24 protein-coding genes are annotated in these 20,667 nt (G+C 47.7%); 14 read left to right on the top strand and 10 right to left on the bottom strand.

Features of this window, described 5'->3' with window-relative positions:
* The first annotated feature begins 28 nt into the window (after window positions 1–28).
* Both ACYVGO_RS33185 and ACYVGO_RS33180 read left to right on the top strand, forming a co-directional pair.
* Window positions 29–1,186 (top strand): DUF1624 domain-containing protein, encoded by a 1,158-nt coding sequence (locus ACYVGO_RS33185; RefSeq protein ID WP_460973037.1) that lies wholly within the window; start codon window positions 29–31, stop codon window positions 1,184–1,186.
* A gap of 53 nt (window positions 1,187–1,239) precedes the next feature.
* Window positions 1,240–1,608 (top strand): dihydrofolate reductase family protein, encoded by a 369-nt coding sequence (locus ACYVGO_RS33180; protein WP_460973036.1) that lies wholly within the window; start codon window positions 1,240–1,242, stop codon window positions 1,606–1,608.
* A 498-nt stretch (window positions 1,609–2,106) separates the two neighbouring features.
* Here ACYVGO_RS33180 and ACYVGO_RS33175 read toward each other — a convergent pair whose 3' ends face one another.
* The 3 genes from ACYVGO_RS33175 to ACYVGO_RS33165 form a co-directional block, all read right to left on the bottom strand.
* Window positions 2,107–2,430 (bottom strand): TfoX/Sxy family protein, encoded by a 324-nt coding sequence (locus tag ACYVGO_RS33175; protein ID WP_460973035.1) that lies wholly within the window; start codon window positions 2,428–2,430, stop codon window positions 2,107–2,109.
* A gap of 58 nt (window positions 2,431–2,488) precedes the next feature.
* A complete protein-coding gene (locus tag ACYVGO_RS33170) occupies window positions 2,489–3,184 on the bottom strand; it encodes a TMEM175 family protein (protein WP_460973034.1) in 696 nt (231 codons plus the stop codon).
* A 191-nt stretch (window positions 3,185–3,375) separates the two neighbouring features.
* Complete coding sequence (locus tag ACYVGO_RS33165; protein WP_460973033.1) at window positions 3,376–3,768, bottom strand: DUF3592 domain-containing protein; 393 nt, start codon at window positions 3,766–3,768, stop codon at window positions 3,376–3,378.
* Window positions 3,769–4,329: 561 nt separating this feature from the next.
* Between ACYVGO_RS33165 and ACYVGO_RS33160 the strand changes: the two genes are divergently transcribed.
* Window positions 4,330–4,866, top strand: coding sequence for an IS110 family transposase (locus ACYVGO_RS33160; protein ID WP_460973032.1), 537 nt, complete (start codon window positions 4,330–4,332; stop codon window positions 4,864–4,866).
* Window positions 4,867–5,140: 274 nt separating this feature from the next.
* Window positions 5,141–5,368 carry a hypothetical protein gene (locus ACYVGO_RS33155; RefSeq protein ID WP_460973031.1) on the top strand — a complete coding sequence of 76 codons (228 nt, stop codon included), beginning with the start codon at window positions 5,141–5,143 and terminating at the stop codon, window positions 5,366–5,368.
* A gap of 103 nt (window positions 5,369–5,471) precedes the next feature.
* On the opposite strand, the gene ACYVGO_RS33150 is transcribed toward ACYVGO_RS33155, so the two are convergent.
* Together ACYVGO_RS33150 and ACYVGO_RS33145 are read right to left on the bottom strand one after the other, a co-directional pair.
* Window positions 5,472–5,717 carry a redox-active disulfide protein 2 gene (locus ACYVGO_RS33150; RefSeq protein ID WP_460973030.1) on the bottom strand — a complete coding sequence of 82 codons (246 nt, stop codon included), beginning with the start codon at window positions 5,715–5,717 and terminating at the stop codon, window positions 5,472–5,474.
* Between the two features lie 420 nt (window positions 5,718–6,137).
* A complete protein-coding gene (locus ACYVGO_RS33145; RefSeq protein WP_460973029.1) occupies window positions 6,138–6,554 on the bottom strand; it encodes a winged helix-turn-helix transcriptional regulator in 417 nt (138 codons plus the stop codon).
* 104 nt (window positions 6,555–6,658) lie between these two features.
* On the opposite strand from ACYVGO_RS33145, the gene ACYVGO_RS33140 reads away from it, so the two are divergent.
* Entirely contained in the window at window positions 6,659–7,522 is an 864-nt protein-coding gene (locus tag ACYVGO_RS33140; protein ID WP_460973028.1) for an SDR family oxidoreductase, read from the top strand.
* 727 nt (window positions 7,523–8,249) lie between these two features.
* A complete protein-coding gene (locus tag ACYVGO_RS33135; protein WP_460973027.1) occupies window positions 8,250–8,828 on the top strand; it encodes a Crp/Fnr family transcriptional regulator in 579 nt (192 codons plus the stop codon).
* A gap of 90 nt (window positions 8,829–8,918) precedes the next feature.
* Here the strand turns inward: ACYVGO_RS33135 and ACYVGO_RS33130 are convergent, their stop codons facing one another.
* From ACYVGO_RS33130 to ACYVGO_RS33115, 4 genes are all read right to left on the bottom strand, one after another.
* Complete coding sequence (locus tag ACYVGO_RS33130) at window positions 8,919–9,614, bottom strand: pirin family protein (RefSeq protein WP_460973026.1); 696 nt, start codon at window positions 9,612–9,614, stop codon at window positions 8,919–8,921.
* A 102-nt stretch (window positions 9,615–9,716) separates the two neighbouring features.
* The gene (locus ACYVGO_RS33125; RefSeq protein WP_460973025.1) at window positions 9,717–10,292 is read right to left on the bottom strand and encodes an isochorismatase family protein; all 576 of its coding nucleotides are present in this window, start codon (window positions 10,290–10,292) and stop codon (window positions 9,717–9,719) included.
* Between the two features lie 694 nt (window positions 10,293–10,986).
* Window positions 10,987–11,394, bottom strand: coding sequence for a hypothetical protein (locus ACYVGO_RS33120; RefSeq protein WP_460973024.1), 408 nt, complete (start codon window positions 11,392–11,394; stop codon window positions 10,987–10,989).
* A 375-nt stretch (window positions 11,395–11,769) separates the two neighbouring features.
* Window positions 11,770–12,009, bottom strand: coding sequence for a hypothetical protein (locus ACYVGO_RS33115; protein WP_460973023.1), 240 nt, complete (start codon window positions 12,007–12,009; stop codon window positions 11,770–11,772).
* Window positions 12,010–12,749: 740 nt separating this feature from the next.
* On the opposite strand from ACYVGO_RS33115, the gene ACYVGO_RS33110 reads away from it, so the two are divergent.
* From ACYVGO_RS33110 to ACYVGO_RS33085, 6 genes are all read left to right on the top strand, one after another.
* A complete protein-coding gene (locus tag ACYVGO_RS33110; protein WP_460973022.1) occupies window positions 12,750–13,238 on the top strand; it encodes a hypothetical protein in 489 nt (162 codons plus the stop codon).
* 242 nt (window positions 13,239–13,480) lie between these two features.
* Window positions 13,481–13,837, top strand: a complete 357-nt coding sequence (locus ACYVGO_RS33105; protein ID WP_460973021.1) for a LytTR family transcriptional regulator DNA-binding domain-containing protein — start codon at window positions 13,481–13,483, stop codon at window positions 13,835–13,837.
* Between the two features lie 29 nt (window positions 13,838–13,866).
* The gene (locus ACYVGO_RS33100; protein ID WP_460973020.1) at window positions 13,867–14,178 is read left to right on the top strand and encodes a hypothetical protein; all 312 of its coding nucleotides are present in this window, start codon (window positions 13,867–13,869) and stop codon (window positions 14,176–14,178) included.
* Window positions 14,179–14,322: 144 nt separating this feature from the next.
* A complete protein-coding gene (locus tag ACYVGO_RS33095) occupies window positions 14,323–15,822 on the top strand; it encodes a capsule assembly Wzi family protein (protein WP_460973019.1) in 1,500 nt (499 codons plus the stop codon).
* Window positions 15,823–15,909: 87 nt separating this feature from the next.
* Window positions 15,910–16,230 (top strand): hypothetical protein, encoded by a 321-nt coding sequence (locus tag ACYVGO_RS33090; RefSeq protein WP_460973018.1) that lies wholly within the window; start codon window positions 15,910–15,912, stop codon window positions 16,228–16,230.
* 211 nt (window positions 16,231–16,441) lie between these two features.
* Window positions 16,442–16,774: a hypothetical protein gene (locus ACYVGO_RS33085; RefSeq protein ID WP_460973017.1), complete on the top strand. Its 333-nt coding sequence runs from the start codon at window positions 16,442–16,444 to the stop codon at window positions 16,772–16,774.
* 419 nt (window positions 16,775–17,193) lie between these two features.
* On the opposite strand, the gene ACYVGO_RS33080 is transcribed toward ACYVGO_RS33085, so the two are convergent.
* Entirely contained in the window at window positions 17,194–18,369 is a 1,176-nt protein-coding gene (locus ACYVGO_RS33080; protein ID WP_460973016.1) for an epoxide hydrolase family protein, read from the bottom strand.
* Between the two features lie 412 nt (window positions 18,370–18,781).
* Between ACYVGO_RS33080 and ACYVGO_RS33075 the strand changes: the two genes are divergently transcribed.
* Together ACYVGO_RS33075 and ACYVGO_RS33070 are read left to right on the top strand one after the other, a co-directional pair.
* Window positions 18,782–19,576, top strand: a complete 795-nt coding sequence (locus tag ACYVGO_RS33075) for an SDR family oxidoreductase (protein ID WP_460973015.1) — start codon at window positions 18,782–18,784, stop codon at window positions 19,574–19,576.
* Between the two features lie 129 nt (window positions 19,577–19,705).
* Entirely contained in the window at window positions 19,706–20,623 is a 918-nt protein-coding gene (locus ACYVGO_RS33070; protein WP_460973014.1) for a helix-turn-helix domain-containing protein, read from the top strand.
* Window positions 20,624–20,667: the final 44 nt, after the last annotated feature.

The raw sequence follows: 20,667 nt of genomic DNA, 5'->3' as shown, positions 1-20,667 counted from the left end.
ACAGAGTATTACTCAACTACCAGGAAATATGAAACGAAATAACAGTATTGATGTGATGCGAGGTCTGGTGATGATCATTATGGCCCTGGACCACGTTCGGGACCTGTTGCATACCACCTCGTTAACGCAGTCCCCGACGGACTTGACCACCACCACACCGGCCTTATTTTTGACCCGATGGGTCACGTATTTATGTGCGCCGACATTCGTCTTTCTGTCCGGCACCTCGGCTTTTCTGTCCATGAACAGTAGAAATGATCTGGCCCCTACCCGGCGCTTCCTGCTGACAAGGGGTATGTGGCTGATTGTAGTAGAGTTCAGCGTGGTCAATTTCGGTATGTGGTTCGACCCCCATTTTGATTTCCTGATCGCTGAGGTGATTGCCGCCATTGGGGTTGGGTTCCTTGTCCTCAGTCAGTTATTGGCATTACCTTCCCGGACGATTGGGTTTATGGGCGGGATAATCATCGCGCTTCATGGGTTGGTTTCGTTCCTGCCGGTTCCAGACAACGTACTGGCAAAAGTGCTGATGGCCCTTTTCTCCCCCATGGCTTTTCCATATGGCACCGGGAAACTGTTTTTTGTCGCCTACCCACCGGTTCCCTGGCTGGGCATTATGCTTCTTGGTTACGGGGTGGGCCCTTATTTTGCCTCACCCGAAAAGGTCCAACGAAAAGTCTTTTTAAAGATAGGCTTACTATCGCTAGGGATATTTACTGTTTTACGAATCGCTAACCTATATGGAGAGCCACTGAACTGGTCTGCCCAAACGAATGGACTCTACACGGTTCTCTCGTTCGTTAATGTGACAAAATATCCCCCCTCGCTGCAGTTCTGTCTTCTTTTTCTGGGAATCATGTTTCTCATTCTTTCGGGGCTACAAGGTTTGAAAAACAACTGGACGGATCGGGTGCGTGTGTATGGAAAAACCCCGCTGTTCTATTTCCTAGTGCATTGGTATTTGATCCACCCGCTCGTTTTTGTCATGGTTTTCCTGCAAGGATTCCACCGGTCTGATCTGCTATTCGGTTCAAACTTCGGCCGACCAAAAACGGGCAGTGGCGTGGGCTTATGGGCTATTTATGCCATTTGGGTCTTCATCGTCCTGTCGATGTACCCGCTTTGCAAATGGTATGGAGCCTATAAGGAGCGGCATAAAGAGCAGAAGTGGCTTCGCTATATCTGAGCGATAAATCGTTGCGGCTTGTTTTGAAAAACTAACTTACTAATTCATTTGGTATGAGATCGTTAATTGCCGTTGAGTATGTATCCTTGGATGGGATTATGGAAAATCCAGCCTGGACGGCCCCCTATTTTAATGAAGAAGTGGGCGCGTTTCAACGTGATCAACTCTTTGCCAGCGATGGCTTGTTACTGGGTCGCGTGACGTATCAGGGCATGGCTGCGGCTTGGCCCACCGTGCGGGATACGGATGGGTTTGCTGAGCGGATCAACGGCTTACCCAAGTATGTGGCGTCTCGCAGCTTGCAACAAACTGAGTGGAATGCCCGTTTGCTGACCGGTGATCTTGTGGAGGCCGTGCGTGAGCTTAAACAGCAGTCTGGTCAAAACGTTTTGCTCTTGATTTCGTGTTTGTCGTTGCTATAGCTTGATCGATGTTTACAAAATCAACAAAAGTTGGAACTAGTACATCACAATCGTTTCAGTATCTCAACCAATGGATAAAGGCTGATCCATACGGACGTCAGCTGTTGTTTAGAAATATAGTAACCTCTTCGGCAGCTGCGGCCAAAACCGTTCACATGAATGCCCGTCTTTGAACCGCCTTCGTCTCAGGAGAGAGTCTTTTCTAAGAATATACTCGTTAAGATACCAAGCTAATTTTTTACTAAGTGTCCAACTCTGTTAGTAGCAGCCTACTTGGACTGACCTCGCAGCCTGCTGCCTGTCGCCCGAAAGCCACCCACACGGAGCATTAAAATCTCTGCACTCCCAACGGCTACGTATTGGCACTGGTAAGGCATTTGAAAAACGATAGCTTAACTTTTGCACAAATACCCAATAGAATGACAAAAGTTGAGTTTACAACTATCTGCCACACTTTTGCCAAATTGATGTGAGCTGTATCCCATTTGATTTCGGGTTTTATTTTTTCTTCTTCGGTTTAGGTGCTGGTAATTCCTTTACTGATAGTCTGACCAATTCACTTAGCCACTCGCTGTCTTCAATTTTATCGTCTATCAAGAAACTTGGTTTCGCTCCTTCGTAGGGTGGTTCCTCCACAACATTTCCGATAAATTCTCGTCCAGAATTTGTTGGCTTTATGAATAATTTGTTGTCGCATATTAGTCCGAAAAGTTTGTCGTCAGCATAGATACCATATTCGCCAAACATCTTCTTAGCGGTTATTTCCCCTGCATTTTTAATTTGTTCTAAAACGAAGTCCACGAAATTTTGGTTGGTAGCCATTTATTATTGTTTTGGTTGAAAATGAGCCTATTTTGGGGCTAGCCATCTGTCCTATTTTTTAATCGGCTTTTTCGTTCTCCGTCTGTTTTTGAGAAACTGTTTTTTCTACATCAGCAGGAGCGCCGGTGGGCGTTTGAGTCGTCAGGAAGACGTACGACAGCTGGACCACAAGAAAAAGCAAGATACTCACCCCTGTATGGAGGTAAGATGTTCCTAGGGCCACCAAAAAGAAGCCCACCTGAATCAACATTCTTCGTTTGACTAGCGTGACGATGCGCGGATCCAATTCTGGATCGATTAGCCGGTGTTTATAGGTGGCATACCACCATTGGGCGTAAAAAGCCAGCAAGACAGCAATGACATTACTACCATAGATCAACACCGAAAATTGACTCAGTTTTTTTTCACTCAGCAAGGCGGCCGAAAAGGGAATGAGGGCGACGAACATCAGTAAAATGACATTGATCCATAGATGCATCCGGGTTGTATACTTGATAAAATAAAATTGGGACTGATGACCCGTCCAATAAATGCCCAGGATGAGAAAACTCACCGCATACGGAAAAAGCTTGAGAAGTATGGGGTGAAACTGCTGCCAAACGTCCTGGCCTTGACCAGCCGATTCCTTTACATCCAAGACCAGCAGGGTCATTGCAATGCCAAAAATACCATCGGCGAGTGTTTTAATCCGGTCGGTTTTGAAGCCTTTTTTTTGGTTTCTAATCGACTCCTCCGTACCTGCTGGGCTTCTCATGGTCTGTGTAAGTCAGGACTTTATCAAACAACTTACCCCATTAAATTCTTGTTTGCTTGATGTCTCCTAAATACATCCGTGGCTGTTACCCAACCCATTTATGAAGCAGGCATATGAATACCCCTTTGTCTCACGTGGGAGTATTAAATGAGACGAAGGAACTATGAAGCTGGTAAAACGGTGTTAGTGGCCTATGGCTTAGCCCACCCTAGCACCTTGAGGCCAAACCAGCTGAAGAGAACACCCAGCGAGATTGAAAAAAGAAATCCTAGAATCAAGCCACAGAAATTACCAATAAAAGCGTTAGTCGGCTTAGTAGGGTCAAAATGAACTGTTACGGTATCCTTTACTTCGTATTCAGCAGGGGATGTTCCTGAGTACCCTTTGCAAATATAGACCTGGCCGCTCAGTGTTTGAAACTCCACGATGGGGTAATAGACAGTCGATTTACCCAAGCTCCTTTCATTACGAATAACCGTGCCCTCAACCGATTGTCCATTAAGGAATAACCAACTTTTCTGATAAAGCTGGTAACCAGCTCCTATAATGCATAACATACCAAGAAGGAGCGGTAAATACTTCACAAGAGCTAAAGGTTGAGCGCGAGTTTAAACTTGAATCAAAACTACCCGCTTTTACTACCTCAGTCAATCGGATAAATATATGAATATGGACACCTAACCTCCTTTAAACTTACTATTTAGGCGTTTTGTAATGGATTTAGAACGTGTTGGGGAATTGAGAAAGATTGAGAGTCGTGTCATCTTTGTATCGACCAAAATGCAAAGTAATGACCAAACAGTTTTCAAAACTGACCGCTCCGGCGGCCCGGCGACTCTCAATGGGCCGCAATTTCGCCTTTCTTTAACCGCTCCAGCCTTTAGGTTTGTGAGGTGGTAAGATTCCAAGATTTAGGTAGCTTGCCAGACAGACAACCGAGCGGGCTTCCCTAGCGTCTCCGGCCAGGCTCGCAACCTATGGGCCGATTCAGGTCCCGCTCGGTCTTTCTTACTTAACCGCTTCGGCGGTCCGACTCGAATAGAAATTAGGGATAGTAGTCCCATTAGCAAGGTAGCGAGTGATGAGTAAGCAGTCTGATTGTCTAACCATAAAATTAAGTACTCTAATGGACATTCGCCACTTCATTGGGATTGATCGGGGCCGCCCGTGCGGTTTCGAAGAACACGCTGGATTGGGCTGTTTATACCAATAAAGGTATCGTCTGGCAGACCCAATCTGAAAACTCACCAACTGCTATCCGAGCGGTGATCAAACAACTCCACGCACTCCCTGATTTTGATCGCTCAAACTGCATGGTTTGTATGGAGCACACGGGTCTTTACAACGCACACGCCTTGGAAGTGATTTTTCAGGCTCAGTTACCGATCTGGCTAGAAGCTTCCCTACATATTAAACAAGCTGGCGGGCTGCAACAAGGCAAGTCAGATAGTGTTGATGTTCAACGCATTGCTGAGTACGCTTATCGCTTTCAAGACCGGACTCGGCTCTGGAAGCCAGCTCGACCAGTCATGAAAAAGCTGGCCGAATTTACTCTACTTCGTCAGCGTCTGCAAGGTATGGTCAGCCAGTTGAAGCCGGGCCGCCGAATCGGTGCCTTTAGCCGAACAAAAACGATTTGGCGACAAAGCCCTGACTACTCAACTAGGTCAGCATTGCAGTAGCTCACTGAAGGCGCTACTGAGTGATTTAAAAGGGGTCGAAAAGGCAATCAAACAGCTTATTACTGACGATCCTACTCTGAAAGCACTCTTTGAGTTGGTTACTTCTATTCCCGGTGTTGGTCAAGTCGTGGCCACTGAATTAATCCTAGCCAGTGATGAATTCAAAGTTATTGATGACCCCAAAAAGCTGGCGGCTTCGGCCGTCCGATTGCCATGCGGGTGTAGCTCCCTTCGAGCACTCCTCGGGCAGTAGCTCTTACGGGGCAAGAGCCGAGTGAATCATAACGCTCGAAAATCACTAAAAACCTTACTTCATATGGCGGCCATGTCGGCTCTTCAAGTGCCCGGTGAATTACAGGAGTATTATCAGCGAAAAGTCAAAGAAGGCAAGAATAAGATGTTGGTTATCAATCCACTAAGAGATAAACTCATCCATCGAGTCTATGCAGTGGTCAAACGGGGCAAAAAATATAACAAAAATTATACGCCAACCCTTGTTTGATCCATAGAAATCGGCCCGGCCTGGGTGGGCTGATCACCCGACTTCGGGACGTGTGGCCTGTCGTTTGTGAGCGCAGACCTAACGGGGTTAGTCTGTTTGTGGATTACTCGTTCCGATTGACTAGTTCTTGGTTAATCTGCTTTAGATTATTCGCTGTCAGCACCAGGATTGGCAACAAGCCAAAAGGAACAACTAAAAAAGTAGTAAAGCCCCGGGTGAGCGTTTGATAAAGGGTGATGGCAAACAGCATCAGCAAGGCTCCCGACAGCAAGCCAGTTAAAAATTTAATCGACTTTTTTTGTTTGAGCAAGGCCTCCCGGCTCATGTTTTGGATTTTCTGGCTTTTCATGGTTCTACGGTAGGGTTAAGAAACAGGTACTGTAGGAGGGGCAAACTCACTTTGGCCAAGTCTGGCTCTTAGGAACAAAGAAATCGTTTTTTCCTGAACTAACAAGGATCAGTATACAATTTCCTGCGCTCATCCGCTTCCTTATACATTCACTATTATCGCCCCCAAGTTTGCATGTTAGCAATCTGAACACTCCTTTGTCTTATGAAGGAGTGTTTCAAGAGACATGGATTTTCACTATCTGTCAAACGCAATCCGTCGCATACGATTCAGCCCGTGGATGGGAAGACTATCATGCCTGCTGGCGGCAATCGTATAGATTGGGGTCTCAGTGCACGCTTAGCTGGCAATACCCGAAAGCGTAGAAAAGCGGGTTTGAAATCCCACTGCTTTCCTGGTGTGAAGACGCAATAAGCTTATTTAAGTCAGGGCCTTTTCGCGGGCGAGCCGTTGATACTTCTCAACAGCCGCGTCTTTCCCAGCCTCCAGTTCTTCCATCAAGCCAGGGTCGACGACGGTGGGACCATGCTTGCTTCCCCACTGAACGAGCGCTATGATAATTGGTACGGTATCCACCCCTTTTTCTGTCAGGCGGTAGGTGAACTTCGATTTCTTATCCGAGGCCACGGACTTGCTCAAGATGCCTTGCGACTCCAGGACTGCCAGGCGGTCGGCCAACACGTTGGTCGCTATTTTTTCCGCTGACTGCAAAAATTCCCCGTACGTAGACTTGCCCGCGAACACCATATCCCGCAGAATGAGCAGGCTCCATTTATCCCCCAGTACGTCGAGCGCTGTACTGACGGGGCAAGTAGACCGCTGTTTTAGCTCTTTCATAAAAAACAATTTATCTTTTTACTTGCAATTTGCAAGTAGTTTTACCTTACCTTTGAACTTGCAATTAGCAAGTAAATGTACATGGATTTTAAGTTCATTTGACCATGATTCTAATAACTGGAGCCACTGGTGGGTTAGGCCACCAAATCATCGACGTCTTGCTCACGACCACCCCGGCCACAGAAATAGCCGCCCTGGTGCGTCACGTCAATAAAGCTACCGACCTGGTGAAGCGGGGCGTTGACGTCCGGCAAGCAGACTACTTTGACTATCCCGCGCTGGTGCAAGCCTTTCGGGGCATCGATAAGGTGCTACTTGTTTCCGCCGTGGCCTTCACCGACCGGGTGCGTCAACACCGCAATGTCATCGACGCGGCTAAGCAAGCCGGGGTGAAGCACCTGTTTTACACCAGCATTCAACGCAGCACAAACTTTGTCATGCCGCAGGTTACGGAAAGCGACCTGGCCACAGAAGCCTACCTCAAAGCGTCCGGGCTGACATACACCATTCTCAAAAACGGCTACTACTTTGAAGGCCTTGGGTTCCTGATTGGGAGCGAGGTGCCGGATACCGAGATACGTTTCCCGGCAAGTGAAGGTAAGATAGCGTTCGTTAAGCGGGCCGAACTGGCCGCTGCCACGGCCGCCCTGCTGACCAGTGAAGGGCATGACAACCAGGACTATACCCTATCCGGGAGTGAAACCTATTCGTTTCACGATATTGCCCGGGAACTCTCCGCGTTAGCGGGTCGGCCCATCGCTTACCAAAGTAGCGAACTGGCTCCCTACATCGCGCAGAAAGTAGCCGCCGGATTCCCCGACTTCGTCGCCAACTTCTTAGCCCAGTGGGGTGCTGCCACCCAACACGGCATGCTGGCCGGGACGCACGATACGGTCGAACGTTTGCTGGGCCGTAAGCCAACTTCGCTGCGAGAATACCTAAAAACGACTTATTTTGCGGGTACTTAATGCTTGTAATGGGGCAATATCCCATGCCACCATTCATTCAGTTCGGGCAAGTGACTACCTACAGAAGTTCACTTGCTGGATCCCAGCCTAGCCATCGGCAGCTGTTTCCACTTTCTCCAGCACCCATTCATCACCATCGGGTTTATTGAATGGGTTTACGTCGGCATGCGCTGGCAGCGAAGATGGTGCCAGCGCATGCCTGCGTTATCCTTAGCCATCGGCGAGAGCCCGGCTCTCTTACCGGCTAAGTTGCCCACTTGGGCTCGTTGCTCGCGACGGGTACCGTATCGGCTCAGGCCGAGGTGTCGTTCAGCTCATGCACCGGGCTAAAATCGGCCAGCCCCCCCCAAGTCTGCCCAATTTGACTGTCTACCAGCGCCATAGCTTGGATCTTTAGGTATCCATGTAGCTATAAATATAGCTGATTTTTATCGGGCACTAGAAGATGGAAAATGAATTATAGTACTCAGGAAGGCGAGCGTTTAATGTGAACAGCGGTCTGATGGGTCATCCACATCAATCTGCTTGCAGCTAACGATTAATCGTTCAGTGAACGCTGCCTACACCAATAATTAGTTCCCAATAGTGTTCGTCCTTCGTTGACTCAAATACTAAAGATAACTGACTGCCACTTTACCCTTGCCTACTAAGACAAAAAATAGCATTTTGCAGTAAGAATCATTCGTTGATGGGTTAGCCACGGCAACCCAGACAAACACCAATCAGCATGTATCAACCCCTTTTTGATTATATCCAACTATACGGTAAAGAGGCCCTTTCGGATCAGGAAAAGCAAATCATTCAGTCCGCTTTTCACCCTAAACGACTCCGAAAAAAGCAGTATTTTCTTGAAGCAGGTAAGGTGTGTGCCCACACTGGGTTTATTTTGACAGGGGCCCTGCGCCAGTTTAGTGTGGACGAGGCTGGCGTTGAGCACATTCTTCAACTGGCCATTGAAAACTGGTGGGTCGTTGATCGCGACAGTTACATGAATCAAACACCCTCCCGCTATTTCATCGAAGCCTGGGAGGATACGGAACTGCTTGTTTTACCACGGCCTCAACTCGAGGTGATCCTGCAAATCCCGGCCATTAAAGCCATGTTCTGGCAAATGAGCGAAAACAATCACATTGCCTCCCAGCAGCAGGTCGATGATACCATCAGTCTTTCCGCCCTCAAGCGCTATGAGAACTTCCAGCGGTTGTACCCACAGATTGTTCAGCGCTTTCCCCAGCATATCATTGCGTCCTATCTCGGTATAACCAAGGAGACCTTAAGCCGGGCCCGAAAGCAAGCCTTATCCTGAGGCCGATCGCATGGTTGGATAGGGATGGGTTGACCTTGTTTTTAGCGTCTGATTACTCGATTCTGATTGCCACTAAACATACCCGTATCGCTATAGCGAGCGCTTTCGTTGATCTGAAATAAGACCAGATCGCTTTCCCTCAGCGCTTTGATGGCTATATGTTCCCGATTCAAAGATCAGGCTATCTCCTTTTTCCAGCCTATGATCACCAACCTCAATGCTGCCGTTAAAACAATACAACAGGTGAACCACGTTTTCGTCCGTAGGGGGTATAGTTAAAAGGTGATCCTTATTTAATCGGGCATCAAAGATGGCTGTATCAACGCGCAGCTGGAGCGGGGCCTTTGCATCATTGCCTGCCAGTAGCCGCCATTGATTAACACTGTACACGTCAGCAAACTGATGAAATTGGACCTGGGGTGGTAACCCGTTTTCAGCAGGCCGCATAAATATCTGTAGCATCTCCACATCTTTTTCGGCAATCTCCTCATGGGAAATCCCGCTTCCTGCATTCATCAACATCAAATAGGAATCGGTCAAATGTTCGATTTGTCCCGTGCTATCCTTATGAATCTGTTGCCCGGCGCGCATATAGGATAAAATTTCATCATCCTGATGGGGGTGCATGGGTACAATACCCGGAGGCCGGAAGGAAGCGTGGTCGATACGACCAATGGTTAATAAGCCCGTATCATATGTACCCATTACTGTACCCGGGTACAGGACATATACCTGGAAAATAGCGTTGCCAAAACCACGCTTGGTAGCGGCTTTGATCAGTTTCATGGTTTAGTTGATTAAAGTCGGTGAACGATTGGGGTTCTAGGCCAGATGAACGGGAAAACGTAGCGGTGTTTACTCGTTCATCTGGCGGAACGGCAATAGCCATTAATTATAGTTAAGAATACCCACTAACTGTTGACCATTTGGACTGGTCCAATCGATGGCTAGCTCGGAGATGATCTGGTCAACGGTGGTGATGATGGCACCCGCCTGGCGCATCCGTTCCAGGGCCAGTTGATCGCCAAATTTGGTATACGAAGCCGATGCGTCGGCTGATACCTGCACCTGGTAGCCCTCGTCCAGCATTTGCAGAACCGGGAAAGTGACACAAATCTCGGTCGTTACGCCAGCTACCAACAGCTTTTTACGGCCCAGTGCTTTTACGGCCTGATTAAACCCTTCATGGTGCATCGCATTGACAATGCCTGGCCGTTTAATGCGGGCGGCAAAGGCTTCCGGCAGGATGTCAGCCAATTCAGGAATTAGGGGACCCTGTACTTGATCTTCCATGCTGGATGTCAAAACCACGGGCAAGTTGAGTGCCTTAGCGATTTTAGCTAACTTGATGGCATTTTGTTTCACCAGGTTAATATCGTGGGAGTGAGTCCAAGCCATCGTTCCGATCTGATGGTCGATAAGCAGCATGGCTGCATTGGCAGGATTAAATGCGTTGGTATGCATAAGTTGTCTGATTTTTAAGTAAGTTACTTGTCCTTTGACAAAGCAAAATTGGCACTGTAGCAGCCGCTAGAACGATGATAATTGATAAAAAAAAGCGTTGATATTTATCAACACTTTATGAATTTTCAAAAATCAACCGACTTAAAATCAACACATTAACTAGTACCTTGTCTTGGTCTTCCGTGTTCGCCAAGCCTTAAGATACTCGTGCAAATAAATTTTTTACACCCTCATTCCTGCCTGGGGAGGTGTAAATGGTAACCCACAATACGATAAAATTAAATCCAACTCCTCAGCTCATTTGCCCCAGCTTGCTTACTTCATTGGAGCCAGCGCAACATTAGGTACAGCTTAAAATCGGCTCCGTTACGGCCTTATGAATGCCTTTTAGCAGGCTAGCAGTCTGTTTAAAAATCAGAGTATGTATACTGAAAGCGGCTGGTAAAATGGGGACTTGACCCGATCGCTTTTCACGAGAGCTTCCTGCTCGTGAAGTCCCAGATGAGAAACCGGTGGGCTACTAAATAAAGCGAACGCGATCAAGTTCCGATCTGGGAAGGTACGGGGCTGACAGGGCAGGAATTGGCGGCCAATGATACGAAAGTCATCAAGGGATTTCATCGTCTCATTGTGGAGGGATTCTTGAGATTAAATCAATACGCTACACGAGTAGATCGTGCTGCGTGCTTGTTACTTATTTTTTATCCTGATGCTGCTTATAGTGGTATAGCCCTTTGAGTTTGATCAGTAAATCCCAATCGTTTAATTGGGAGGCCTGGTTGCTCACGATCTGAATCAGTCGCTCTAACTCCTGAGCGGTCAACAAGTAACTTGACTGGGTGGATCGTTCCTGGCGAAATTCCCCTAGACACATCCGCTCAATGTGCTGCCGCTCATACAATAAATAGACCGAAACACTTTCCCCATCCTGAACGCTATCCGCTGCCCGAAAGACTTTAATGCGAATAAGGGAGGTGGCAGGATGAATGAGTCCCAATCGGATCAGCTCATCATAAAAGCCATTCCAACTGGTGAATTGCGCAGGTAATTCCAGGTGATACGTAAGTTTTTGGCTACCTGAAGTAGGCTCTAGTTGATTCATTAACTGGGATGCTGCACGCCGTGTTCAGCTGGTGCATGGTTCTAGTTTAAGTCGTACAAGCTCCGAGGGCTACACTCTACAGTCCCTCTAAAAGGATACACACCTAATTTCTCAGTAGGAAATAGTTGTTGGCTATCAATGCTATAGACTACCCTATGTCGGTAAGGTTTAACGGTATCTCGCTGAATAGAGTCTTTTCCTCATTGAAGACCGCTTCAAACGCCACTGTCAACGAGCTATGCGGGAAACAAACGCTTACTGGAGAGCGCTACGAACCGAAGGTAGAAATAGAAAACTCAGAATGATCAGGCTCATTATAGTGTCAAGAACCTGATAAAGGGTATGGAAACCAATGACGACGACTAACACCATCGTTCAAAGCAAGAGCAGCGCTGCCAAACCCACAGCAGCCACCCAGGCCCAGTGATAGCCACAGTCCCTAACGAACGACTCAGCTAAGGGCCACTTCAGCCGCGTCAGAATGGCATAGACCAAAAATAGGGGGGTAAATCCAAAGAACACAAAAACGAAAAGACCAGGCAGGAAAAAATTGGTGATCAACCAGGAGAACCATTCAGGAGAAACCGCCAGCCATTGGCCAGATGGATCAGCCATCAGATGCCAGCCCCCTGCATCCCACCTACCGAAAGAATCCCTACTAGTTCGAGTAACCCATAAACGGAACCGGATTTTCTCTCCTTCTCGGATGCGTGTGCGCTGGCCATGATTGGCAAACTAGGTGGTGCTAAACTACTTTTGATGAGATGAGTGTTTAAACCGGCCAATAAAATTATTTGTTCATTAAGTTTAGTTAGAGCTAGGAGATCGTCCGCCTGCCTGCAAAATCAGCTTACCGGTCTGAAGATGACTAGTACCCCAGAAGCAAGGGTCGGTTTAAGCGATCTGGCTTCATCTTACCCAGCTAGTGGATAATCGAATCGGGTGCGAAGCGCCATTTTTAGGTCTATATATGGTTACATGGTCAATAACGTATATTATTAATCGTTATATAGACTTATTAAAAATTGCCTACTCTTTTGCTTCGATTACATACTTACTCAATTCTGTAGAGTTTATTCCTCAAAACAGAGAAGCTTTACCATGAAGATTTTAAAATGAGTTAAGTCATGTTTCGAAAAAAAACAGGCACAGTCAGTCCAAATATGGTCAATACGCTGATTTTTTCATGTATCAGGATACAGAACCTGCCTACGTAGTGACGCAGATTAAAATGTCTGGCAGCCCTTTTGCCAATAGACTGCCTATCCAGCTAGCCTTTCCCCTTAACAGTTCATTGATTACCTTACATTAATTGGTTGCCTGCTTATATGCGACAGGGATGCTTAGCTACTAAATTGACTCCAAAGACGACGCTTCCGGTGATGGCCTTCAACCCATTATCGGAATTTTTTTTGGCTAGCCAATGGATTCACAAGCTATCTCGGTTATGGGCTTCGAGATCACTGAATGATCATATCGTTCCGTATAGCGCTATGAAGCGGGGGCTTGGCTCAGTGAGCTGGATTCGTCTAGTGACGGTGTTCTGGATAGGTCTATTTTTCTCGTGTGCTGTCCTGGAAATTGACCTGGGCGACATGGGTGATGAGTTTGGTGATGTGTATGACACATACGTACACACCACCCCAGTTCAATCCCCTACCCCGACCGTGATTGACTACCGGCTAATCTTACCCGCAGCCCTAGCTAGTACGCCTTACAAACATCCGCTCGTCTGGGCAGTTGACCCGCTCTTGGTCCTCACCTTACCAATTTTTGCTTTTTTCCTCCATCGTCGTCTTAAACGTAGGCGACGGCAAGTGCTTCATGCCGTCTGGCAACTATGAGCTGCTCCTAGCCCTCTTGTTTTCTTATTTTCGGCTGTCCCGACCAATTTTGCCGGTTGATGACTCGCTGTTTTCGGTCAGCTAATGGGATTCGTATTACGAGCCCGTTGGTATCCACTTAACCGGTCTTAAACCGGCCCGACAGAGGATTTCGTCTGTCTCAATCACCTATGCCCACTGGTTGGATTCGGTGGCTATTATCTGTGCATTACTGTCTAGTTCTTATCATTATCCCACTCGCTATGGTTCCTACTGTTGTTAGTCCTATTGCTGGCTCGATTAAAGTACCCGGTGTTGAAAAGCCTCTCTTGTTAAACACCATTATTCGCTTGCAGGGGGAGAGCAATTACACTTGGCTGCATCTTCATGCCCAGGCCAAACCCATCTTGACCACCAAAAACCTGAAATGGTTTGAAGAAATGATTCCGGGCTTTGTCCGGGTGCATAAGTCGGAGCTGATCAACCCCAGCTTTGTCCAGACGTATAACTCCATTACCCTGGAGGTGAGTATGCCCAATGAGCAGATTGTCAAAGTGGCCCGCCGTCGTATTGATTCGGTGCTGACCAAATTAAAGGGCCACCGCACCCGCTTGGGCTAAAAATAAGTGTACAGTTAAATTCAATCGTTATGAGACAATCCTTGTTATTGATGAGTATCTTCCTGGCGGGCCTGCTGGGGTTTATAGGCTTCTGCTGGATCCTGTTGGACTTGTACCTGGACATCAAACTAGGCCACTATGAGCAGCAACCTCTGGATATACTCGTGGAAGCGGGGGTCATTATCGCTTATTGCTATGTAGCCTTTCGGTTCATTCAGTACAAACTGAACAACTTACAACCGCCTACTTATTCACCCTCCGATGCCACCAGGGCGAGTCACCAATCGTCGGGCTGGTTTGGTAAGGCGTTCCAACCGGCTAAACGTCCCAAGCTGGGATAAGCTCCGGCTTGGCCCTACGCACTCGTCCGCACCGACTTAACTAGCTCTTTGCTGGGTTAGCCTTTTTTGATTCCATTTTCACCATTCACTGATTCCGTTGGCGCTGAAGATGACTTCAGCGCCAACTTTCTGCCCTTATCGCCTATGCCCACTTTCTCTAGCTATGCACTAGTTTATTTACTGGTTCTTCTGCTTGTTCGGCCAGGTTGGGGGCAATCCCCCCGAAGCGTACAGTATCAAACCGAGGTCGGTTATTATGCTGCTTCTTCGTCAATTACACCCTTCTGGTTACGCACAAATCAATACGGAATTGTACCTAGTGAAAGTCCGTTCATGACCCTGCGCCAGTCAATAAGCCAGGAGTATCGGGCTATCTTGTCGCGTGCTGATAGCCTAAAAGCCATCCGGCGCAAGATTGATTTTGGCTGGGGCGCCCAAGCGGTCATCAATGCCGGTTACCGCTATCAGTTGTTGATCCCTGAAGCCTATCTGAAACTCAAACTGGGGCGTAGTGTGGAAGTTTGGGTGGGCAGACGCCGGGAAATCATCGGCCTGGTCGATTCAACCCTGAGTTCAGGATCGTATGCCTGGTCAGGTAATGCATTACCCTTAACCAAAGTACAGGTGGGAGTTCCCGACTACCTTCCCCGCAAAGGGATTATTGGTTTCAAAGGGCTCTACGCCCATGGCTGGTTTGAATCGGGACGATTTGTCGATAACACCATGCTGCACCAAAAAGCGCTCTATGCCCGGTTTGGCAAACCCAACTGGCGGGTGAAGCTTTTTGCGGGCATCAATCACCAGGTGATGTGGGGCGGAAGGACTGATCGCTTATCGAATAACGCGACCATTAAGAATAATCAGCTTCCCAATCAGTACAGTGATTATGTCAATGTGGTACTGGCCCGTTCACTGAATACGCAAGCCAATATCGATACCAATCGGATCAGCCATTTCGATCAGGAGAATCGGATTGGCAATCATTTAGGAACAGTCGATTTGGCTTTTGAGTACACGGGCAAATCGTTCTCGGTCTTTGCTTACCGGCAGAATATCTACGAGGATGGTTCCTTATTTTATTTAACTAACATTCAGGATGGACTCAACGGGCTACGTATCCGCAACCGACGTCCCCTCAATCCATCCAGGGTTCGGATTGAGGACCTACTGGTCGAATATCTCTATACCCAGAGTCAGGGTGGTTCCATTTTCGTGGGTACGATTGATAAGCAGCGGGGACGGGATAACTATTTCAATCATTCCCAGTATCAGGATGGCTGGTCCCGCTATGGGCAGACCCTGGGCACACCATTTATCAGTCCATCGTCGGCCAGTCGAAGCGACTTGCCCCAGTATGGCTTCACAAATAATAACCGGGTAGGGGTGATGCATTTTGGCCTATCGGGCCAGGTCCTGGATTTTTTTTCGTTCCAGCTCAAAGCGTCTTATAGCGAAAATCTGGGCACCTATGAACAACCTTTTCCCATACCAATTCGCCAGTTTTCCTCCCTGCTCTCCATCTCATCGCCCGTGGCTATCCTAAAAGGCGTAACGGCACGCGCTTCGATTGCGACCGACATTGGGGATCTGTATGACAATACGACTGGCTTTTCGGTGGGTATTCGCAAAACCGGCCACTTTTAGCCGGGTTTGGTAAACAAAACACACCATATTGAATATAATTACTTAAGCCAATTAGTAAGAAATCCTTTCACTAAACTAAAAATCGTTATGAACAAGATCATCCTAGGGGCATCTGTGGTAGCCCTGTTAACCCTAACGCAAACCAGTTTTGGCCAGGCCGTTCAGGAAGCCAAGGCGGAGAAAAAAGAGCAGAAAGCGGATAAGAAAGAAGCCAAAGCTCAGGAACTGAAGTCGAATGCAGCCACTGGTAAAGGGGTGGAGATTGCCGGGATTTCGGATCCTAAAACGCGCAATGCCAAAGCGGACCGTAAATTAAACCATGCCGAAAAGAAAGAAATTAAAAGCGATGCCAAAGAACTCAAGGCCGTCGCTAAAGACAAAAAGAAAAAAGCCGACGGGGTCGATTAACGCTCAAGCCATCTAACGAGTAGTTGTGTTTTTATTGAGTAATTGTCATCTGGCAAAGGTTGGTTAAAACGCAACCACATCAAGTTGGTTGCATTTTTTTAGCCTACTCATTGGAGGATTATCTGCTAAACAAATCGACAGAAAACGAGTTTTTAACTGACTATACATACCCCCTGGGGAGTCCGTCTCTCTGGCTATCTTACAAAACGCTATGAAAAAGAAATTGCTTTTATCGATTGCCTTTTGTGCGACCTTAACCACTGGCGCATTGGCTCAGGATGACCAGGCGGCTCGTGCTGCCCGTAAAGAAAAAACCAGAGCGGACGTTAAACACGTGGGCGATAAAGTTGAAACCGGGGTAGCTGACGGAGCACACGCCGTTGGTAGCGCTGGTCGAGCCACTGGGAAAGCCGTTGGCAAGGCCGGAAAAGCAACTGGCAAAGCGGTCGCCACCGGTGCGAAAGCGACCGGACGCGCCGTTACCAAAGCGACTAAGGCCACTGGAAGAGCCATTAGTGGCGAAGCAAAAAAAATAGACAACTAACTTATTGGCTACCAATACCAGATGAGAGCGATAGCTGTGAACATCTATCGCTCTTTTTCTATAGTCATTACATTACGCTATACTAAATAGAATGGATTAAACCCTAGACGGCACAGGGCCAGGCTAGTGGCGTGTACGTCGTCAAGTAAATCTGACTCTAACTAGCCAATAAATCCCATTTGCAAAAGAATGACAAACCTGATGATATTGTTACTATCACCTTACTATAAAGCCTCTTAAAACGCCCATTCTTAGAAGCAGATACGTGATATTCTCTTTGTTTCAAGTGGGAGCGTTAACTGAGAATTTACAAAACAGGGGTAACAAACTAAGAACACCGTAACATTGCTGGTACGGTGTTCTTCTGTAAACCAACGAAGCTAGTGTTTCACGTTGGTAAAAAAAGGCATCTTGCCATATCATTTTACCGATGATAATCCACCTACAAACTGCCGGATATCTTCGGCTAGTAGCTCGGGTTGCTCCATAGCGGCAAAATGACCCCCTTTGGGCAGCTTATTCCACTGGCGGATGTCAAAGAACTTTTCGGCAAAGGCCTTCGGGGGCAGCAGGTCGGTTTGGAATTGAGCAACTCCCGTCGGTACATCCGCCTTAGTGCCGGTTTTATCGAAGGGATTCAGTTTTACCAGCGGATTGTACATTTCCTGCATCATATCCTTCATGGCTTCGTTGTACCGACGAGCTGATGAATTGATGGTTTGTGTGACCCAGTAAATCGTCAGATTGGTCAATAACTCATCCTTGGTAAAACAGCTTTCCAGATCACCACCGCAATCGCTCCAGGCATAAAACTTTTCCAACTGCCAGGCTGCTAGTCCCGCCGGTGAGTCGTTGAGCCCATAGGCCAGCGTCTGGGGCTTCGTGCTCTGAATGGCATTATAGCCTCCTTCCGTTTGCTGCCATTGCGTTACTTCCTGCTTGTAGTCTTTCTCCGCTTTGCTGAGTTTGTACTCGTCGGCCGTAATGATGTGATGATAGGGAATATCAGTCAGGTGAATGCCCAGCAGCGCCTTAGCCTGATGTAAAGCCAGTTGTTCGGTAACCTCGCTACCGACATCTCCACCATGAGCGACGAATTTTTTATAACCCAACTCCTTGGTCATCAGATCAGCAAACAAGCCAGCAATACGCTTAGCGTTCATGCCGCTTTGGGTGGGAATGTCCGAGAACCCATGGCCTGGAATGGAGGGGACGACCACGTCGAAGGAAAGTCCAGTCTCATCAGCTTTTGTCAACAGAGGAATCAGTTTTAAAAAGCGAACAAACGAGTCAGGCCAGCCATGGGTCAGTAGTAACGGGACCGAATGCGGACCTTCCCCTTTTTGGTGAATGAAGTGAATACCAAAATCGTCTATCGTCGTCTTAAAATGGGAGAACGTATTCAAGTAGTCTTGTTGCTTTTTCCAGTCGAACTCGTGCTGCCAATACGAGCAGAACTGCTGCAAATAGGTATTATCAGTGCCCAACTGCCATTTCTGATTATCCACTTGATCGGGCCAGCGGGTATTGGTCAGCCTGGTTTGTAAATCAGCCAGAACTGCCGAATCAACCGCGATTGTGAAAGGATGTGCCATGTCAGGTTGCGTAAATTGAGATGAACCACTGACATGTAAATCGCTGATACTGTGTGAATGTTTAGTTAAAACTAAGTCAAATGAGTTCTAGATAGTACCCCAGTGGCTTTTGGCCGCTAGGGTACTATCTTCGATCAGAACAAGAAAACCAGCTTTTATTGAGATGACAGGACAACTTTGTACCCACAACAGCTTACCATGCCGTCGTAACGACTAACTAGCCGATTGGATACTTCTGATCCTCTGCCTACCATCGACACCTTAGAAGGCCTGGGTGAGTTTTGACTAAACTAAACCGTCATTTGGCTAAATCCATCTCGACAACCAGGCCCACCTTTGCACAAATAAACACTCAATCATCAACAGGATTGAGCACAACATTTGAAACAAGTCATTCAAACATATGAATCATATGGAAAGTAACCAACATCACCACCAAGACCTGGCTGGTAAAACGGCTTTGATAACGGGCGGCACCAAAGGCATTGGCAAAGCCATTGCCGACAAGCTAAGTCAGGCAGGAGCCCAGGTTATCATTACAGCCCGACAGCCTCCCGGGAAGACCAAGTTGACCCATCATTTCCTGGAAGCCGATATCACCCAGCCTCAACTGGTAGACAAGCTGGCCCAAGCCATCAACGAAACGTTTGGAGGCCTTGATATCCTCGTCAACAATGTTGGCGGAGTGACTGCACCCGGTGGGGGATTCAGTAGCTTAACGGACCAACACTGGGAGAGCGAGTTACAATTTAACTTATTGGCTGCCATTCGGCTAGACCGAGCGCTGTTACCCAACATGATTGATAAAAAAAGCGGGGTGATTGTTCATGTTTCGTCGGTGGCTGGTTTAAAACCCGTGTGGTATCACAATTTGGCGTATGCTGTATCAAAAGCGGGGCTAAATGCTTATAGCAAAGCCCTATCGAATGAACTGGCCCCCAAAGGCATACGCGTGCTGACCGTATCCCCAGGAGCGACCAACACGCCCTTGATGCAGCAACTCATCCAAAATTTCGCGGCCACTTCGGGCCTAAGTGCTGAAGAAGCCTTTCAACGAATGGCGACGCAAGCGGGTGGCATCCCAATGGGTCGAATGGCGGAACCGGAGGAAGTTGCTTCGCTGGTTCATTTTCTGGTTTCACCAGCTGCGTCCTACTTGACCGGTGCCAACTATTTGATTGATGGGGGTACGGTGCCAGTGGTGTAAAGTTGAGTAAGGGATGAACCGCAGGCTTCCTCCCTGGACGGGCTTACCCAACTTATGAATGAGTGCAGAGGCCAATCAAAAACGTACGGAGTGAGTTCGTGCCAGACATAACAAACGAAGACTAAGTGTATGAAACGCTTTAAGACCATCAGCGAGTTTCTTCAATTTCGCCAACTGCCCAAACCCGATCACCCGTTGATCAGCGTTTTCAGGCTGGAGTCAGTTGAGCGCTCAAGGCTGCTTGAACCAGCGTCCTGGTGTTATGATTTCTATTCCATTGGCCTCAAACACGTCACTAATGTCCAGCAAATCAAGGTCAAATACGGTCAGCAAACGTTTGATTATGATGAGGGTATTTTGTCCTTCGTGGCCCCTAACCAGGTGTTGAGTCTTTCCCTAGATCCGGACGCGGTGCAACTCAAACAATCGGGCTGGATGCTGCTGATTCACCCTGATTTTCTGTGGAACACCCCCTTGGCCAACACCCTTAGCCACTACGATTTCTGGGGCTACTCGGTACACGAAGCCCTATTTCTCTCCGAAACGGAAGAGACCGTATTGGCTACGATCCTGCAAACGATTCAGCAGGAGTGTCATGCCAACCTGGATACCTTTAGTAAGCGTATTATCCTCTCGCACCTAGAAACGCTACTGAACTATGCCGATCGATTTTACCATCGGCAGTTTATCACCCGGGAGAAGGCCAACCATCAACTTCTGGAACGGATGGAACGCGTGTTAAGCGATTCGTTTACCCAGCGGGATCTACGGATCAACGGCTTGCCTACAGTGAGCTACTTGGCTGAGGCTTTACATGTATCTCCCAACTACTTGAGTAGTATGCTTAAAGCACTCACGGGCCAAACGGCCCAGCAGCACATTCACGAGTGGCTGATTGATCGGGCGAAAGAAAAGCTGTCGACTACCGAATTAAGCATCAGCGAGATTGCCTACGAGTTAGGCTTTGAACATCTGCCCTCGTTTAGTAAGCTCTTCAAAGCCAAAACCACCCAAACCCCGCTGGACTTTCGAGCCACCTTTCGGTAAGCAGCGTTGCCGCCTAGTTTACTTGATAAAGTAGATCACGGGTA

The sequence above is a fragment of the Spirosoma migulaei genome (genome assembly GCF_054776855.1).
Note: the sequence above shows the minus strand (reverse complement) of the source record. Positions and strands in the feature narration are given on the sequence as shown.

What these genes read in the sequence shown, in the direction of transcription:
- ACYVGO_RS33135 (WP_460973027.1), top strand. Translation starts at nt 8,250, where the DNA reads ATGTATCAACCCCTTTTTGATTATATCCAACTATACGGTAAAGAGGCC.
- ACYVGO_RS33095 (WP_460973019.1), top strand. Translation starts at nt 14,323, where the DNA reads ATGCCCACTTTCTCTAGCTATGCACTAGTTTATTTACTGGTTCTTCTG.
- ACYVGO_RS33125 (WP_460973025.1), bottom strand. Translation starts at nt 10,292, where the DNA reads ATGCATACCAACGCATTTAATCCTGCCAATGCAGCCATGCTGCTTATC.
- ACYVGO_RS33120 (WP_460973024.1), bottom strand. Translation starts at nt 11,394, where the DNA reads ATGAATCAACTAGAGCCTACTTCAGGTAGCCAAAAACTTACGTATCAC.
- ACYVGO_RS33140 (WP_460973028.1), top strand. Translation starts at nt 6,659, where the DNA reads ATGATTCTAATAACTGGAGCCACTGGTGGGTTAGGCCACCAAATCATC.
- ACYVGO_RS33090 (WP_460973018.1), top strand. Translation starts at nt 15,910, where the DNA reads ATGAACAAGATCATCCTAGGGGCATCTGTGGTAGCCCTGTTAACCCTA.
- ACYVGO_RS33105 (WP_460973021.1), top strand. Translation starts at nt 13,481, where the DNA reads ATGGTTCCTACTGTTGTTAGTCCTATTGCTGGCTCGATTAAAGTACCC.
- ACYVGO_RS33115 (WP_460973023.1), bottom strand. Translation starts at nt 12,009, where the DNA reads ATGGCTGATCCATCTGGCCAATGGCTGGCGGTTTCTCCTGAATGGTTC.
- ACYVGO_RS33170 (WP_460973034.1), bottom strand. Translation starts at nt 3,184, where the DNA reads ATGAGAAGCCCAGCAGGTACGGAGGAGTCGATTAGAAACCAAAAAAAA.
- ACYVGO_RS33175 (WP_460973035.1), bottom strand. Translation starts at nt 2,430, where the DNA reads ATGGCTACCAACCAAAATTTCGTGGACTTCGTTTTAGAACAAATTAAA.
- ACYVGO_RS33185 (WP_460973037.1), top strand. Translation starts at nt 29, where the DNA reads ATGAAACGAAATAACAGTATTGATGTGATGCGAGGTCTGGTGATGATC.
- ACYVGO_RS33130 (WP_460973026.1), bottom strand. Translation starts at nt 9,614, where the DNA reads ATGAAACTGATCAAAGCCGCTACCAAGCGTGGTTTTGGCAACGCTATT.
- ACYVGO_RS33080 (WP_460973016.1), bottom strand. Translation starts at nt 18,369, where the DNA reads ATGGCACATCCTTTCACAATCGCGGTTGATTCGGCAGTTCTGGCTGAT.
- ACYVGO_RS33180 (WP_460973036.1), top strand. Translation starts at nt 1,240, where the DNA reads ATGAGATCGTTAATTGCCGTTGAGTATGTATCCTTGGATGGGATTATG.
- ACYVGO_RS33085 (WP_460973017.1), top strand. Translation starts at nt 16,442, where the DNA reads ATGAAAAAGAAATTGCTTTTATCGATTGCCTTTTGTGCGACCTTAACC.
- ACYVGO_RS33145 (WP_460973029.1), bottom strand. Translation starts at nt 6,554, where the DNA reads ATGAAAGAGCTAAAACAGCGGTCTACTTGCCCCGTCAGTACAGCGCTC.
- ACYVGO_RS33100 (WP_460973020.1), top strand. Translation starts at nt 13,867, where the DNA reads ATGAGACAATCCTTGTTATTGATGAGTATCTTCCTGGCGGGCCTGCTG.
- ACYVGO_RS33075 (WP_460973015.1), top strand. Translation starts at nt 18,782, where the DNA reads ATGGAAAGTAACCAACATCACCACCAAGACCTGGCTGGTAAAACGGCT.
- ACYVGO_RS33150 (WP_460973030.1), bottom strand. Translation starts at nt 5,717, where the DNA reads ATGAAAAGCCAGAAAATCCAAAACATGAGCCGGGAGGCCTTGCTCAAA.
- ACYVGO_RS33070 (WP_460973014.1), top strand. Translation starts at nt 19,706, where the DNA reads ATGAAACGCTTTAAGACCATCAGCGAGTTTCTTCAATTTCGCCAACTG.